This is a genomic window from Rhodococcoides sp. S146-33 (genome assembly GCF_059489205.1).
In genome coordinates, this window is sequence record NZ_JCAJWY010000002.1 from 1,239,435 (window position 1) to 1,255,202 (window position 15,768).

The window sequence follows — 15,768 nt, forward strand, 5'->3', positions numbered from 1 at the left end:
CGTGGACAGAGTTCTCATCGTCATCGGATTCATCCTGTTCTGGGCGTTGATGATCGCGCTGATCTTCTGGGGTTGGCGAGGACGGCAGAAGCGTCAGGAAGAGCGAATCGGCGAATTCCCCTCAGTGCCCCAGGATCTGGGTGCCACGCACATCGAGCCGGCCACCGGCCTGTACGTCGGCAGTACCATCGCGCCGAGCTGGCAGGACCGTATCGCCGTCGGCGACATCGGCCACCGCGCGACCGGGGAGCTGTCGCGACACGAGAAGGGGATCCTTCTCGATCGGGACGGCGAATCTCCCATCTGGATTCCGACCCACTCGATCCGCGCGATCCGAACCGAACGCGGACTTGCGGGGAAGGTCATGACCAAGGACGGTCTCCTCGTGATCCGCTGGGAATTGCCGACGGGGACCGAGATTGACACCGGCTTTCGAGCCGACGACAAGCAGATCTACCCGGTGTGGACAGAGAGTTTCACCGGAGAAACCAAGGAGGAAACCGCGTGAGCAGCGCAGTTCTTGTTCTGGAGGACGGCCGGACATTCCGCGGCACCACATTCGGCGCACAGGGGCGCACCCTCGGCGAGGCCGTGTTCTGCACCGGAATGACCGGATACCAGGAGACACTCACCGACCCGAGCTACCACCGACAGATCGTCGTCGCGACCGCGCCGCAGATCGGCAACACCGGCTGGAACCAAGAGGACGGTGAAGCCGCCAGCGCACAGGATCCCAACAAGATCTGGGTGGCCGGCTACGTCGTCCGAGATCCGGCACGCCGCACGTCGAGTTGGCGTTCGACCGGAACTCTGCAGGATCAGCTCGAGGCCCAGAACGTGGTGGGCATCGCTGGAATCGACACGCGCGCTCTGGTCCGGCACCTGCGCACCCGCGGCTCCATGCGGGCGGGAGTGTTCTCGGGCGACGCGCTCGGCACTGCGGAGGAGATGCTGGAGCAGGTGAACGGTCAGCCGTCCATGCTCGGTGCCGATCTCGCCGGTGAAGTCACCACTGGAGCCGGGTACACAATCGAGCCGACCGGTGAGGCTCGATTCACGGTCGTCGCAGTCGATCTCGGTATCAAGACAAACACTCCCCGGATGTTCGCCGAGCGCGGTATCCGAGTGCACGTGGTGCCGTCGAGCACTACCTTCGACCAGGTTCTGGACCTGAACCCGGATGGTGTCTTCCTGTCCAACGGACCGGGCGACCCCGCCACAGCCGACACCAGCGTCGCGCTGACCAGGCAGGTTCTCGAACGGGAGCTGCCGCTCTTCGGGATCTGCTTCGGCAACCAGATCTTCGGACGGGCTCTCGGCCGTGGCACCTACAAGATGAAGTTCGGCCACCGCGGCATGAACATCCCGGTGATCGAGCACACCACCGGCCGCATCGCGATCACCGCACAGAACCACGGATTCGCACTCGAAGGCGAAGCAGGCGAGGAGTTCGACACCGACTTCGGTCGTGCTCGGATCAGCCACACCTGCGCCAACGACGGCACCGTCGAAGGCGTCGAGCTGATCGGCGGTAGCGCCTTCTCCGTGCAGTACCACCCCGAGGCCGCGGCCGGTCCGCACGACGCCGCCTACCTCTTCGACCGTTTCACCAGCGTCCTTCAGGAGAAGAAGTAATGCCACGCCGCACAGACCTGAACCACGTCCTGGTCATCGGATCCGGCCCGATCGTCATCGGTCAGGCCTGCGAGTTCGACTACTCCGGCACCCAGGCCTGCCGAGTGCTTCGCGAGGAAGGGCTCCGCGTCAGCCTCGTCAACTCCAACCCGGCGACCATCATGACCGACCCCGAGTTCGCCGACGCCACCTACGTCGAGCCCATCACGGCGGAGTTCATCGAGAAGATCTTCGCCCGCGAGGCCGAGCAGGGGCACCCCATCCAGGCCGTGCTCGCCACCCTCGGTGGCCAGACGGCGCTCAATGCTGCTGTTGCACTGCATGATCAGGGCATTCTCACGAAATACGGTGTCGAGCTGATCGGTGCCGATTTCGACGCGATCCAGCGCGGCGAGGACCGGCAGAAGTTCAAGGACATCGTTGCCAAGGTCGGTGGCGAGTCCGCGAAGTCGGCCGTCTGTTACACGATGGACGAAGTGCGCGAGACCGTCGCCGAGCTCGGGTTCCCTGTCGTCGTGCGGCCGTCGTTCACCATGGGCGGTCTGGGATCCGGACTGGCCTACAACGACCAGGACCTGACCCGAATCGCCGGTGGCGGACTGGCAGCGTCACCGACGGCGAACGTCCTGATCGAGGAGTCCATCCTCGGCTGGAAGGAATACGAGCTCGAGCTCATGCGCGACGGCCGCGACAACGTGGTCATCGTCTGTTCCATCGAGAACGTGGACCCCGTCGGCGTGCACACCGGCGACTCCGTGACCGTTGCCCCGGCCATGACGCTGACCGACCGCGAGTACCAGAAGATGCGCGATCTCTCGATCGACATCCTGCGCGAGGTGGGCGTCGACACCGGCGGCTGCAACATCCAGTTCGCGATGGATCCGGCGGACGGACGGCTCGTCGTCATCGAGATGAACCCTCGTGTGTCGCGCTCGTCGGCGCTGGCGTCGAAGGCGACCGGTTACCCGATCGCGAAGATGGCCGCCAAGCTGGCCATCGGATACACCCTCGACGAAATCATCAACGACATCACCAAGGAAACCCCGGCGTGCTTCGAGCCGACGCTGGACTACGTGGTCGTCAAGGCACCGAGATTCGCGTTCGAGAAGTTCCCCGGTGCGGACGGCACGTTGACCACGACGATGAAGTCCGTCGGTGAGGCGATGTCGATCGGCCGCAACTTCACCGAGGCATTCGGCAAGGTGATGCGCTCACTCGAAACCAAGCGGGCGGGATACTGGACCGGGCCGGAGGTGGAGGCCGAGAGTCTGGAGGCCTTGCTGAAGGACCTGTCGGTTCCTCAGGATGGCCGGATGTACGGGATCGAGAAGGCGTTCGCGCTCGGTGCCACTCTCGAGCAGCTCTTCGATGCGACCAAGATCGACCCCTGGTTCCTGGATCAGTTCCAACAGATCCACGAGCTCGGCGTCCAGGTCCGCGAGGCGGCCGAATTCGACGAGGCGCTGTTGCGCCAGGCCAAGTACCACGGGCTGTCCGACCGTCAGATCGCCGCGTTGCGACCCGAACTCGACGGCGAGGACGGTGTGCGTGCGCTGCGCGACCGGCTCGGAGTGCACCCGGTCTACAAGACCGTGGATACCTGCGCGGCGGAGTTCGAGGCCAAGACCCCGTACCACTACGGCACCTACGAGCTCGACCCCGAAGCCGAGACCGAGGTTGCCCCGCAACCGGACCGGCCCAAGGTCCTGATCCTCGGATCCGGTCCCAACCGCATCGGTCAGGGCATCGAGTTCGACTACAGCTGTGTGCACGCGGCGCTGACGCTGTCCGAGGCCGGCTACGAGACGGTCATGGTCAACTGCAACCCCGAGACCGTCTCCACCGACTACGACACCGCAGACCGCCTGTACTTCGAGCCGCTGACCTTCGAGGACGTGCTCGAGGTCTACCGGGCCGAGGCCGCCTCGGGAACGGTGCGCGGTGTCATCGTGCAGCTGGGCGGCCAGACTCCACTCGGACTCGCCAAGCGACTGAAGGCCGCAGGCGTCCCGATCGTCGGAACCTCGCCCGAGGCCATCGACCTCGCCGAGGACCGGGGTGAATTCGGCAAGGTACTCGACGCAGCCGGATTGCCTGCAGCGAAATACGGCACCGCGACAACGTTCGACGGGGCCCGTGAGATCGCGTCGGGCATCGGCTACCCGGTACTGGTCCGCCCGTCGTACGTACTCGGCGGACGCGGGATGGAAATCGTGTACGACGAGGCGTCACTCGCGACGTACATCTCCAACGCGACGGAGATCTCGGACGACCGCCCGGTGCTGGTCGACCGTTTTCTCGAAGATGCGGTCGAGATCGACGTCGACGCGTTGTGTGACGGCACCGAGGTGTACATCGGCGGCATCATGGAGCACATCGAGGAGGCCGGTATCCACTCCGGAGACTCCGCGTGTGCGCTGCCGCCCATCACACTCGGCAAGACCGACCTGGAGAACGTGCGTCGGTCCACCGAGGCACTCGCGAAGGGAATCGGTGTTCGGGGCCTGCTGAACGTGCAGTACGCGCTCAAGGACGACATTCTGTACGTCCTCGAAGCCAACCCTCGTGCGAGCCGAACTGTGCCGTTCGTGTCCAAGGCAACTGCGGTGCAGCTCGCGAAGGCCTGTGCACGAGTGATGCTGGGCGAGAGCATCGCCGAACTCCGGACGGCGGGAATCCTGCCGGAGACCGGAGACGGTGGCACCGTCCCGGCCGGTGCACCCATCGCCGTCAAGGAAGCGGTGTTGCCGTTCAACAGGTTCCGCCGTGCCGACGGCACCGGAGTCGACACTCTGCTCAGCCCGGAAATGAAGTCCACCGGTGAGGTGATGGGAATCGACTTCGATTTCGGTACTGCCTTCGCCAAGAGCCAGACCGCCGCATACGGATCGTTGCCCGCGAGCGGCGCGGTGTTCGTATCGGTGGCGAACAAGGACAAGCGGTCGTTGATCTTCCCGGTGAAGCGGCTCGCAGATCTGGGATTCACCGTCCTGGCAACCGAAGGTACCGCAGATGTGTTGCGGCGCAACGGAATCAAGTGTGAGCAGGTGTACAAGCAGTCGGGTGAGGATGTGCCGGAGGGTGAGCAGACCATCGTCGACCGCATCCTGGCCGGCGATATTGCGATGGTGATCAATACCCCGTACGGCAACTCCGGCCCCCGCGTCGACGGGTACGAGATTCGTAGCGCAGCGGTGGCACAGAACATTCCGTGCATCACCACGGTGCAGGGTGCATCGGCGGCAGTGCAGGGAATCGAGGCCGGTATCGCCGGCGGAATCGGCGTTCGGTCGCTCCAGGACCTGCATGCCGGGCTGAAGGAAGGATTGGTTGTGCCGTGAGTCATCACCGGAGTTGGTCGGATCGGCTGCGTTCGGCGGTTGGGGCACGCGGTCGACTGTGCGTCGGTATCGATCCACATCCGGCCCTGCTCGAGGCGTGGGAATTGCCACGCTCGGCCGACGGTCTCGAGGTGTTCGCCGAGTTGTGTGTCGAGGCGTTCGTCGGCGAAGTGGCGATCGTCAAGCCCCAGGTGGCGTTTTTCGAGGCGTACGGATCTGCGGGATACGCAGTGCTCGAACGCACTATCAGTGTGCTTCGTGACGCAGGCACCCTGGTGATTGCGGATGCCAAACGCGGCGATATCGGCACGACGATGGATGCATACGCGCAGGCATGGCTCGAGCCCGAGTCGCCCTTGTCGTCGGATGCCGTCACGGTGTCGCCGTACCTGGGCTTCGATTCGCTGGGGGAGACCGTCGAGCGAGCAGTGCGCCATCAGCGCGGGTTGTTCGTGCTGGCCCGCACCTCGAATGCGGAGGGCTCGGGCCTGCAACAGGCGGCAACGTCGAACGGCGGGTCGGTGGCGCAGTCGATCGTCGACGCGGCGGCGACGCGTAACCGCGCCGATGCCGACACCGTGGGGTTGGTCGTCGGTGCCACTCGTGATCATGGCCTCGACCTCTCGAATTACACCGGTCCCATCCTCGCGCCGGGTCTGGGCGCACAGGGTGCAACGGTCTCCGATCTCGCGGACATCTTCCGTGATTCGCGTGAGCTGTTGCTTCCCAACTCCTCGCGAGGTGTGCTGGCGGCCGGTCCGTCGGTGACGGCATTGCGTGACGCCGCGACGCGGCTGCGCGACGAGATCGAAGCCGGTCTCGCATAGTCGACGCTGCTGCGCTCCGGCACTCGGGGGCGAGTTAGCGGTGAACGCGAGTCGTCGGTACGGTCGCTAGCGCTGCCGACGAACAGTGCGGACTGCCGTTGCCGAGCGCCGATGGCTGCACTACGTGGCAGTCGAACACCGATGGTCGACGTGCCGAGAGTGATCGTGTGCGTCGTATCGCCCAGAACGAGAAGACGGAGGAACCACAGTGGCCCTTCCCCAGTTGACCCCCGAGCAGCGAGCTGCCGCCCTCGAGAAGGCAGCTATCGCCCGTAAGGCTCGCGCCGAACTCAAGGAGCGTCTCAAGCGTGGCGGCACCGATCTCAAGCAGGTGCTGAAGGACGCCGAGACGGACGAGATCCTCGGCAAGATGAAGGTGTCTGCGTTGCTCGAGGCGTTGCCCAAGGTGGGCAAGGTCAAGGCCGCGGAGCTGATGACAGAGTTGGAGATCGCTCCCACCCGCCGACTTCGTGGTCTCGGCGATCGGCAGCGTAAAGCGCTGCTGACGAAGTTCGATTTCGAGGCCTGACCACAGTGGATGACGCTGCGACTTCATCGGCACCATCGAACGAACGGGGTCGATTGGTGGTGCTCTCCGGCCCCTCCGGCGTCGGCAAGTCCAGTGTCGTTCGGCTCGTACGCGCGGCGTTGCCCGAACTGGTCTTCAGTGTGTCGGTCACGACGCGATCACCACGGCCGGGCGAGGTGGACGGTCAGGATTATCACTTCGTGTCGTCCGAGGAGTTCGATCGAATGATCGCCGACGGCGAATTGCTCGAGTGGGCAAGTATTCACGGTGGTCTGCAGCGGTCCGGAACTCCGGCCGCACCCGTGGAGGCCGCGCTCGAGGCGGGCAGCCCGGTGCTGCTGGAGCTGGATCTGGCCGGTGCCCGCGCCGTGCGGGTGTCCAAGCCCGAGGCTCTGCTGGTGTTCATGGCTCCACCCACATGGGAAGACCTGGTCTCCCGGTTGGTCGGTCGTGCGACCGAGGAGAGCGCTGCGACCGAGCGTCGATTGGAGACCGCGCGGGTGGAACTGGCCGCTCAGGACGAGTTCGACACGGTGGTTGTCAATACCGATGTCGACCATTCGTGCGAACAGTTGGTATCCTTGTTGGTCGGTAGGTCGTCGGTCGGCAACAGTTGACCAGTTTCACGGCGCACGAAGCCCCGACCAGCTAGTTCGTAGCACCAACGATGCAATTTCAGGAGATCATCAGTGAGCAGCATTTCAGCGGCCGTTTCCGACTTCGACGGACGCAGCGCTCTGCCGGCCTACGACACGCCGCTCGGCATCACCAATCCACCCATCGACGAGTTGCTCGCTCGCACCTCGTCCAAGTACGCACTCGTGATCTACGCAGCCAAGCGGGCGCGTCAGATCAACGACTACTACAACCAGCTCGGTGACGGCATCCTCGAGTACGTGGGACCCCTGGTCGAGCCGGGTCTGCAGGAGAAGCCGCTCTCGATCGCTCTCCGTGAGATCCACGCGGACCTTCTCGAGCACACCGAAGGCGAATAAGAACCTCACAGAGGACATCTGACTTGCACGTTGTCGTCGGAGTCGGCGGAGGTATCGCCGCCTACAAGAGTTGTTCACTCATCCGCAGTTTCACCGAGAGCGGGCATCAGGTACGGGTGATTCCGACCGCATCGGCCCTGGAGTTCGTCGGACGCGCGACGTTCGAGGCGCTGTCCGGTCAGCCGGTGCACACCGGGGTCTTCGCGGACGTGCCGGAGGTTCCGCACGTCCGCCTCGGTCAGGACGCGGACCTCGTCGTCGTCGCGCCCGCCACCGCGGACCTGATGGCTCGCATCGCCGGGGGACGTGCCGACGATCTTCTGACGGCCACCCTGCTCACCGCGCGGTGTCCGGTGGTGCTGGCTCCCGCGATGCACACCGAGATGTGGGAGCACCCGGCCACGGTCGCCAACGTCGCGACTCTCCGCTCGCGCGGGACACACGTGATCGAACCGGCGTCGGGGCGACTGACCGGACGTGACACCGGTTCTGGCCGGCTTCCGGAACCGGACGAGATCTTCGCGCTGTCGATGCTCGTGACCGAGCGTGCCGACGCGCTGCCCCGGGACCTCGAAGGACGCCATGTTCTGGTGTCTGCCGGCGGTACTCGTGAGCCCCTCGACCCGGTCCGTTTTCTGGGCAATCGAAGCTCGGGCAAGCAGGGATTTGCACTGGCACGAGTGGCTGCTCAACGCGGAGCCCAGGTGACGTTGGTTGCCGGCTACACCAGCGACCTCCACGCTCCCGCCGCCGTCGACGTGGTGCACGTCAAGACGGCGTCGGACATGCAGGACGCGGTTCGCAAGCTTTCCGTCGGTGTCGATGCGGTGGTGATGGCGGCCGCGGTCGCCGACTTCCGTCCTGAGTCGATCGCGGGCAGCAAGATCAAGAAGGGTGCGAACGAGCCGTCGTCGATCCCGTTGATCCGCAACGACGACATACTCGCCGGCCTGGTCGCTGCTCGACGGGACGGCGACATCGAATCATCGACCGTCATCGTCGGGTTCGCCGCGGAGACAGGCGACGCCGACGGCGATGTGCTGACGTACGCGCGGGCGAAGCTCGAGCGCAAGGGCTGCGACCTGCTCGTGGTCAATGCCGTCGGTGACGGCAAGGCATTCGAAGTGGACCACAACGACGGCTGGTTGCTCGGTTCCGACGGTTCCGAGGCGGCGCTCGGTGAGGGCTCCAAAGCGCTTCTCGCGAGCCGCGTGCTGGATTCGGTGGCTCAGATGCTCGATACGAGGAGCCCCCGACAGAGTTCGAATCAGCGATGATGCCAAGGGTGCACGAGCGATGTTGTGCCGGATACTGTGCTGGACACGTGTCGTATCGATCGTAGAGATCAGGTTTGCCATGTTCCGGCAGGGGCGATAACACCGAGGGAACGTCAATTTTCGTGTAGTGCCCGACCGGCGCCAGGCGTCGGGTCGGGCAGGAACATGCGTCGAGAGGAAGTCCGTGAGCAAGTCCGGTAGTCGGCTTTTCACCAGCGAGTCAGTCACAGAGGGTCATCCAGACAAGATCTGCGACGCCATCAGCGATTCGATTCTCGATGCTCTGCTGACGGAGGATCCGCGTTCTCGTGTGGCCGTCGAGACATTGGTCACCACCGGTCAGGTGCACGTCGCTGGCGAGGTCAATACCACCGCATACGCCGACATCCCCAAGATCGTGCGCGAGAAGGTGCTCGAGATCGGGTACGACTCGTCGGCCAAGGGGTTCGACGGAAATTCGTGCGGCGTGAACGTTGCCATCGGCGCGCAGTCTCCCGAAATTGCTCAGGGAGTCGATCATTCGCACGAGGCGCGAGTCGAAGGACTGTCCGACGACGAGATCGATCGTCAGGGCGCGGGAGATCAGGGGTTGATGTTCGGCTACGCCAACACCGACACTCCCGAGCTGATGCCGTTGCCTATCGCGTTGGCGCACCGGCTTTCTCGGCGGTTGACCGAGGTTCGCAAGAGTGGGGTGCTGCCGTACCTGCGTCCGGACGGCAAGACTCAGGTAACGATCGAATACGACGGTGACAACGCCGTTCGCCTCGACACCGTGGTCATCTCGACTCAGCATGCGGCCGACATCGATCTCGACAACCTGCTCACTCCTGATATCCGGGAAAAGGTGCTGGGATCGGTACTCGCAGAATTGGACGTGCCGACGCTGGACACCTCCGACGTGCGTCTGCTGGTCAACCCCACCGGAAAATTCGTGCTGGGTGGCCCGATGGGTGACGCCGGCCTGACCGGACGCAAGATCATCGTCGACACCTACGGGGGCATGGCGCGGCACGGCGGCGGAGCCTTCTCCGGAAAGGACCCGTCGAAGGTCGATCGCAGCGCCGCCTACGCAATGCGGTGGGTCGCCAAGAACGCGGTCGCTGCCGGGCTCGCCGATCGCATCGAGGTACAGGTGGCCTACGCCATCGGCAAGGCCGCCCCCGTCGGGTTGTTCGTCGAGACATTCGGCACGGAGAAGACCGATCCCGCTCGTATTCAGGCGGCGATCAGCGAGGTGTTCGACCTCCGCCCCGGGGCCATCATCCGCGATCTGGATCTGCTCCGCCCGATCTACGCGCAGACGGCCGCATACGGCCACTTCGGCCGTACGGACATCGATCTTCCGTGGGAATCCACCGATCGCGCGGGCAAGCTCCGCGAGGCTGCCGGGCTCTGAGTTCGGCTTCGGCCGCCCTGCACGTACCCTGCTCGCACCGGCTCGGTGCTCCGACATCGAGTGTGGGGTGAGAATCGAGGAGGGAGGTGCAGTGGCGGGCGTAGCACGGGTGGCAGCGTCGAATCTGCCGATCGCGCGGATTCTCCCGATGTTGCCGCTGCCGCATCTCGACCGAGAGTTCGACTACCTCGTTCCCGAGGAGCTCGGTGAGGATGCGCAACCCGGCGTTCGCGTCCGGGTGCGGTTCGCAGGCCGTCTGGTCGACGGTTTCGTGCTGGCCAGGCTGGCCGAGACCGACCACGAAGGCAAGCTCGGATGGCTCGATCGCGTGGTGTCCGCGGAGCGGGTCCTGACACCCGAGATCGCCGAGCTCGCCGAGGCCGTAGCCGATCGCTACGCCGGAACGCGGGCGGACGTGCTGCGTCTGGCGGTACCGGCACGCCACGCGCGGGTCGAGGCGGAAGCGACATCCGTCTTCGATCCTCCGAACGAGCCTGCCGTCGACCGCGTGGCGTGGTCCGCATACACCCACGGTCCGAACTTCCTCGACGCCCTGGCGTCCGGCCGTCTTCCGCGCGCGGTGTGGCAGGCGCTCCCCGGCGAACAATGGTCGATTCGTCTGGCCGAGGCTGCGGCCGTGACGGTGGCAGGCGGTAGGTCTGCGGTGGTCGTGGTGCCCGATCAGCGCGATCTCGATCGCGTGGAAGCGGCGTGCACGGCGTTGCTCGGGGCCGAACATGTTGTGGCATTGTCGGCCGGACTCGGTCCGGCCAAGCGGTATCGGCAGTGGCTGAGGTGTCTGCGATCGAGATCGGTCGTCGTCGTCGGAACGCGGAGTGCCGTCTTCGCTCCGGTGTCGACACTCGGCATGATCGCGATCTGGGACGACGGTGACGACAGTTTCGCCGAGCCTCGGTCCCCGTATCCACACGCGCGCGAGGTGGCATTGCTCCGCGCCCACGTGTCCGGGACGGCTGTGGTGATCGGTGGACACTCGCGCACGGCGGAGGCCGAAGCGCTCGTCGACTCGGGCTGGGCCCACGACCTGGTCGCTCCGCGTGAGCTGGTCCGTGAGCGCCAACCTCACGTGGTTGCGCTTGCCGATTCGGACCATGCTCTGGCGCGGGATCCGGCGGCTCGCGTGGCCCGTTTACCGGCGATTGCCTTCGAGGCTGCCCGGGCGGCGTTGAAGGCCGATGCACCTGTGCTGGTTCAGGTTCCACGTGGCGGTTATGTGCCGTCACTGGCATGCGCGAAGTGCCGGAATCCGGCGCGGTGTCGTCGATGCAACGGCCCGCTGGCCCTTCCCTCGACCGCAGGCAGTGACGGTGCGAGCAGTCCGACGTGTTCGTGGTGCGGAATTGCCGACGCTGCACATCGATGCACGGTCTGCGGATCGCGGAATCTCCGTGCGGTCGTGATCGGGGCGGGCCGAACTGCCGAGGAATTGGGTCGGGCCTTTCCGGGTGTGCCGGTACACAATTCCGGAGGTGCGACAGTACTCGACTCGGTCCGTCCCGGTGCCGGACTCGTAGTGTCCACGGTCGGTGCCGAGCCGACGGTCGAGGGTGGCTACGGCGCGGCGTTGCTGCTCGACGGCTGGGCATTGCTCGGCCGGGCAGATCTGCGTGCCGCAGAGGAGACCCTACGTCGGTGGATGACGGCCGCCGCCATGGTGCGACCGGGTTCCGACGGTGGCCGTGTGGTCGTCGTGGCCGAATCGGAGATCCCTACTGTGCAAGCTCTGGTTCGCTGGGATCCTCTGTGGCACGCGAGGAGTCAGCTGGACGAGCGTGTGGAGGTGCGTTTTCCGCCGGCCGTCCACGTTGCAGCGATAGACGGCACCACCGAGGCGATCACGGCGCTGGTCGAGAGTGCAGACCTACCCGAGGCCGTGGAAGTGCTGGGGCCGGTCGATCTACCGGACGGTCAACGCCCGCCGGCGAGCAGTGGAGAGGACGGGCTTTCCGGTGATGTGCAGCGGCTGCTGATACGCGTGCCCCGCAGTACCGGGGCGGCGCTGGCTCGGGCGTTGTCCGCTGCGCAGGCATCTCGCAGTGCCAAGAAACTGGGCGCGGGAGTGCGGGTCCAGATAGATCCGATTCGGATCGGTTGACGCTGCCTTCGGGGTTCGGCAGGGCCTAGGGTTGCGTCGGGGAGGCGCACGGGGTGCCGACGAGAGGTGGAGTGGGGGATATGAAGAGAAGGCAGCTCTTTCGCCGAGTGACAACAGGTGTGGCAGTGCTGATGGGGGCACGGTTGGTTACGCCCGCCACCGCCGACGCCCTGCCCGGTACCGGCTCGGCGCAGCCTGCCGGGCCTGCCGTTCCGTTGGACCGCATGCTCGGGATCGTGTCTCTCTCCCATGTCAACGATCCAGCGCTCACCCCGATCTTTCCCGGTGATCCCGAGTTCTCACTCGACACGGCATTCACAGTCGCCGAGGACGGGTTCTACCTCCAGTACGTCAAGGAGGGCGAACACACCGGCACGCACTGGGGGGCACCCGCGCACTTTCAGGAGGGTGGACTGACCGCCGACCAGCTCGATCCGGAAGATCTGTTTCTGCCCGTGGTGAAGATCGATATCCGGCAGCAGGCAGCGGCCGACGCAGACTATGCCGTCACAGTCGCAGATCTGCAGAACTGGGAGGCTCGACACGGCGTCATTCCGACGGGGGCGGCCGTGATCGCCTGGACCGGATGGTCGTCGCGTTGGGGCACAGACGCGTACGCCAATGCGGACGCGGACGGTGTGACACATCAACCCGGGTTCTCTGCGGAGGCGGCGCAGTGGTTGATCGACACGGGCAAGCTGGCGGATCGCGGCGCACTCGGCACCGATACCTTCGGACCCGATCTGGGCAACGACGAGACCTACCCGGTGTCGGTCAAGCTCTACGATCGGCGACGGATCAGCTTGGAGAACCTGACGAATTTGGAGTCCATCCCGGCCACAGGCGCCTATGTTCTGGTCGGCGGCCCCATCAACCGAGCCGGATCTGGTTCTCCTGCAACAATATTCGGCCTGGTTCCTAAATTGTCCCGATAGGTGTCGATCGGTACCGCGCTGAGCGCGCCCATGATGTCGTAGGCGTAGACCCTGGCCTTGCCCTCACGCTTGGCCCGATACATCGCGCGATCGGCGAGCCGCATCAGCTCGTCCTCGTCGATATCGGTGGTTCGTGGTGCGGTGTGGTCGGCATCGGCATCGGCCTCGGTTGCCCGGCCTATCTCCACGACACCGACGCACGCTCCGACCGAGACCGGATGCCCGTCGATGTCATGGGGAGTCTGCATCGCTTCGGCGATGCGTACCGCGGTGGCGTGGCCGGTGTCGAGGTCTGCGTACACCAGGGCGGTGAACTCGTCACCGCCGAAACGCGCCACCACTCCCTCCCCGACACACGTGTTCAGTCGACGTGCAAGTTCGATCAGCAATTCGTCGCCGCCGCCGTGGCCGAATCGGTCGTTCACGCTCTTGAAGTTGTCCAGGTCGATCAGAAGCAGGACTGCGCTCTGCCGGCCCGCCCGGGCGTCGTTCACTGCCGCGCGCAGATGTTCGTCGAACGACGATCGATTGAGCAGTCCGGTCAAACCGTCGTGGTGCGCACGGTAGGTCAGCTCGTCTCGGGCCAGAGTCAAACTGCGCAGCAGATTGTCGTTCTGTATCAAGGTGATCACCTGTCGCACGAGCGAGAGCAGCACCACCGCAACCCCGAGCACGATGACCGTCGAGTCGAGGGTGCCGGTCAGCACATGCAGAACTGCCAACACGACGCCGATGGCCCCCATGAGCGCGTAGGGCAGCAGCATCTGCGTTCGTTCGCCGGCGACGCTGGCTGTGGACGTAAGCGCAACGGGCTCTCGGCCGTATGCCGACGGGCCGTACGTCACAGGGCCGGATGTCGACGGGCGGTCGTCGAGGGTTCTGGGTGTGGCGGCCGCGAGAGCGATGAGCGCGGTGCCGGCGATGAATCCCCCGTCGGTGAGGACGGGCATGAATTCTGCCCCGATTGCGACCAGGTACGCGTAGATGCTGTCCGAGATCGCCAGCATCAGGATCCCTGCACCGAGCAGGGTGAGCTGTGACCTGTACCGAGCCGCGATGGTCGGAATCACGATGAGCAGCACGATCATGGCGACGAGAACCAGATCGGTGATGGGGTACATGACGGCCACCAGGAACTCGATGGGTTCGGACTCCGACGAGTGCACGACCGCACCGAGCACAGTGGCCCATGACAGAACGAAGAGTGATCCCACGACGACGGCACCGTCGAGCAGCGACATGAGCCAGATATGGCGGGCACCTGCGGCCGCTCGTCGGGGCGACACTCCCACGAAGGCGAACAGAGCGGGAACGGCGAAGACAGGGAAGAGGAAGAACCCGAGGTCTGCGACCGATGCGGTCGGCAGTGGCATGTCGAGCACGGATCGGTAGAAGGCCCATACCGCCATGCCTGCGCTCCAGCATGCCATTCCCGCGGCCATCAGCACGCGCCACTGGCGTTCGGAACCCGTCCGACTCCTGGCAGTCCGGCCGCAGACGACCGTCGCGGCGATTCCGCCTGCGAGCTGTGCGACGTCGTCGATCAGCACCGAGATGCGGTGGCCGAGGACGCCGGATCCGACCAGGAGGACGACAGCGAGAACGCAGCCGAGCACGACGAGAACCCGTCGCCCCGCTGATCCGGCCATGCGGCCTCCCTCGTTCGTGAGCGGGTGCCGACACGCCGGTCGCTGTGATCGGTGGCTCGGGCCGGCTGATTCATCTTACCGAGAGGTGGCTGTTGGCCATGCGCTCATCGGAGTCGAAAGCAGTATTCGGACTCGGCACTTGCGGAAACTGTATTGCCGATATATCGTCGAAATGACAAACGATACAGAGGAGAACGACATGAACTACGCATTCGAAGGATTCGCACACGAATTCGGACGCCGCGGAGGCCCCCGGATGGGGCCGTTCGCAGGCAGTGGAGGCGGACGCGCGCACATGCGCGGCGCACCGTTTCAGATGTGGGTTGCCCAGACCGACGATGACGTCCCGGTGGACGAGGGCGGCCATCGAGGGCGCGGAAAGAGGGGGCACGGTGAACGCGGCAGGCGCGGTGCAGGAGGTGGGTTTGGACGCGGCCGCGAGGGCATGCGGCCCGGTTTCGGGGCAGGCGGTTTCGGGGCTGGTGGTTTCGGACCGAATGCAGATTTCGGCCGAGGCCGGGGCAGAGGAGGGCGAGGCCGACGCGGAGACGTGCGCGCGGCAATCCTGCTGCTGCTCGAGGAGCGTCCGATGCACGGATACGAGCTCATCCAACAGATCGCCGACAAGAGCAACGGCACCTGGAAGCCGAGCCCCGGCTCGATCTATCCGGCTCTGTCTCAGCTCGAGGACGAGGGTCTGGTTCTCATCGACAAGGTGGCCGGACGCAAGACGGCAGCTCTGACCGATGAGGGGCGATCGCACATCGAGCAGCATCGCGAGGACCTGGGCAGTCCGTGGGACGACGTTGCCGACTCGGTCGGTTTCGACGCGCGAGATCTTCGGGCGCTCATCGGACAGTTGATGGGAGCAGCAGGCCAGGTGGCCGGAGTCGGCACGTCCCGGCAGGTCGAACAGGCCGCCGACATCCTCGTCGAGGCGCGCAAGTCCATGTACCGCATCCTCGCGGAGGACGGCCCCGACGACGCCGAGTCGGACGAGGCGGTCGACGTTCCCGACGCGACATGAACGCTGGGTGCGGAATCGTCCGCAGCGCTCGGCACTCC

The 15,768-nt window shown here is 65.3% G+C and carries 13 protein-coding genes; 12 read left to right on the forward strand and 1 reads right to left on the reverse strand.

Annotated features, from left to right (window positions below; genetic code table 11):
* Position 1: 1 nt before the first annotated feature.
* The 11 genes from AC5WEY_RS14365 (at position 2) to AC5WEY_RS14415 (ending at position 13,054) form a co-directional block, all read left to right on the forward strand.
* On the forward strand, positions 2-508 hold the full coding sequence (locus AC5WEY_RS14365) for a PH-like domain-containing protein (protein ID WP_057478667.1): 507 nt from the start codon (positions 2-4) through the stop codon (positions 506-508).
* On the forward strand, positions 505-1,635 hold the full coding sequence (gene carA / locus AC5WEY_RS14370) for a glutamine-hydrolyzing carbamoyl-phosphate synthase small subunit (protein WP_057478668.1): 1,131 nt from the start codon (positions 505-507) through the stop codon (positions 1,633-1,635). The genes AC5WEY_RS14365 and carA overlap by 4 nt, the downstream gene beginning before the upstream one ends.
* Positions 1,635-4,976, forward strand: a complete 3,342-nt coding sequence (gene carB, locus AC5WEY_RS14375; RefSeq protein WP_495646337.1) for a carbamoyl-phosphate synthase large subunit — start codon at positions 1,635-1,637, stop codon at positions 4,974-4,976. Before carA ends, carB begins: the two co-directional genes overlap by 1 nt.
* Positions 4,973-5,803, forward strand: coding sequence for an orotidine-5'-phosphate decarboxylase (gene pyrF / locus AC5WEY_RS14380; RefSeq protein WP_495646338.1), 831 nt, complete (start codon positions 4,973-4,975; stop codon positions 5,801-5,803). Before carB ends, pyrF begins: the two co-directional genes overlap by 4 nt.
* 208 nt (positions 5,804-6,011) lie before the next feature.
* Positions 6,012-6,332: an integration host factor, actinobacterial type gene (mihF, locus tag AC5WEY_RS14385; protein ID WP_027496987.1), complete on the forward strand. Its 321-nt coding sequence runs from the start codon at positions 6,012-6,014 to the stop codon at positions 6,330-6,332.
* Positions 6,333-6,388: 56 nt separating this feature from the next.
* On the forward strand, positions 6,389-6,949 hold the full coding sequence (gmk, locus tag AC5WEY_RS14390) for a guanylate kinase (protein WP_495646339.1): 561 nt from the start codon (positions 6,389-6,391) through the stop codon (positions 6,947-6,949).
* Positions 6,950-7,021: 72 nt separating this feature from the next.
* Positions 7,022-7,327: a DNA-directed RNA polymerase subunit omega gene (rpoZ, locus tag AC5WEY_RS14395; RefSeq protein WP_032377808.1), complete on the forward strand. Its 306-nt coding sequence runs from the start codon at positions 7,022-7,024 to the stop codon at positions 7,325-7,327.
* Entirely contained in the window at positions 7,324-8,604 is a 1,281-nt protein-coding gene (coaBC, locus tag AC5WEY_RS14400; protein ID WP_495646574.1) for a bifunctional phosphopantothenoylcysteine decarboxylase/phosphopantothenate--cysteine ligase CoaBC, read from the forward strand. The genes rpoZ and coaBC overlap by 4 nt, the downstream gene beginning before the upstream one ends.
* Before the next feature lie 184 nt (positions 8,605-8,788).
* On the forward strand, positions 8,789-10,003 hold the full coding sequence (metK, locus tag AC5WEY_RS14405; protein ID WP_057478672.1) for a methionine adenosyltransferase: 1,215 nt from the start codon (positions 8,789-8,791) through the stop codon (positions 10,001-10,003).
* Between the two features lie 148 nt (positions 10,004-10,151).
* Positions 10,152-12,119, forward strand: a complete 1,968-nt coding sequence (locus tag AC5WEY_RS14410; protein WP_495646575.1) for a primosomal protein N' — start codon at positions 10,152-10,154, stop codon at positions 12,117-12,119.
* 80 nt (positions 12,120-12,199) lie between these two features.
* The gene (locus AC5WEY_RS14415; RefSeq protein WP_495646340.1) at positions 12,200-13,054 is read left to right on the forward strand and encodes a cyclase family protein; all 855 of its coding nucleotides are present in this window, start codon (positions 12,200-12,202) and stop codon (positions 13,052-13,054) included.
* Here the strand turns inward: AC5WEY_RS14415 and AC5WEY_RS14420 are convergent.
* Positions 12,967-14,703 carry a diguanylate cyclase domain-containing protein gene (locus tag AC5WEY_RS14420; protein ID WP_495646341.1) on the reverse strand — a complete coding sequence of 579 codons (1,737 nt, stop codon included), beginning with the start codon at positions 14,701-14,703 and terminating at the stop codon, positions 12,967-12,969. The genes AC5WEY_RS14415 and AC5WEY_RS14420 overlap by 88 nt on opposite strands.
* Positions 14,704-14,998: 295 nt before the next feature.
* Here AC5WEY_RS14420 and AC5WEY_RS14425 point away from each other — a divergent pair, with 295 nt between their 5' ends.
* Positions 14,999-15,730 (forward strand): PadR family transcriptional regulator, encoded by a 732-nt coding sequence (locus AC5WEY_RS14425; RefSeq protein WP_495646576.1) that lies wholly within the window; start codon positions 14,999-15,001, stop codon positions 15,728-15,730.
* Positions 15,731-15,768: the final 38 nt, after the last annotated feature.

Coding starts and splice junctions, on each gene's coding strand:
- AC5WEY_RS14425 (WP_495646576.1), top strand. CDS start 14,999: ATGCGCGGCGCACCGTTTCAGATGTGGGTTGCCCAGACCGACGATGAC.
- AC5WEY_RS14415 (WP_495646340.1), top strand. CDS start 12,200: ATGAAGAGAAGGCAGCTCTTTCGCCGAGTGACAACAGGTGTGGCAGTG.
- carB (WP_495646337.1), top strand. CDS start 1,635: ATGCCACGCCGCACAGACCTGAACCACGTCCTGGTCATCGGATCCGGC.
- AC5WEY_RS14420 (WP_495646341.1), bottom strand. CDS start 14,703: ATGGCCGGATCAGCGGGGCGACGGGTTCTCGTCGTGCTCGGCTGCGTT.
- AC5WEY_RS14410 (WP_495646575.1), top strand. CDS start 10,152: ATGTTGCCGCTGCCGCATCTCGACCGAGAGTTCGACTACCTCGTTCCC.